Origin of the sequence: Virgibacillus sp. 7505, from assembly GCF_002272135.1 — a bacterium.
Lineage (GTDB): Bacteria > Bacillota > Bacilli > Bacillales > Amphibacillaceae > Terribacillus.
On sequence record NZ_NPBF01000086.1, the window covers coordinates 1 to 363 of the forward strand.

Below are 363 nucleotides of genomic sequence, written 5' to 3' on the forward strand. Positions count from 1 at the left end.
ATACGTCGCTCCAAGCAACAGCAACTTAATGACAACCATTGGCCAGGCCGCATTGCGCCCGCGCATCAAATAGGCAATGTTTGTTTCGGCAATATAGTAGTAAGCCATAATCGTTGTAAAAGCGAAAAATAGGAGTGCAATCGCGACAAATCCCGTTCCAAAAGCAGGGAACACCTGGTTGATGGCTTCCTGTGTAAATTGAGGCCCAGCCTCAACGCCAGGAATCGCTTCAAACACATGCGTACCTTCTTCAGGCCCTTGTGTATTGTACATCCCTGTAAATAAGATCATAAAGGCAGTTGCTGAACAAACAAGCAAAGTGTCAATGTATACAGAGGCCGCTTGCACCAACCCTTGCTTAGC

Annotated in this window: 1 protein-coding gene; it reads right to left on the minus strand. The window is 46.8% G+C overall.

Annotated features, from left to right (window positions below; translation table 11 throughout):
- Positions 1–363 (minus strand): alanine:cation symporter family protein (locus CHH91_RS18035; RefSeq protein ID WP_141234195.1); only part of this gene is annotated, 363 nt, incomplete at both ends.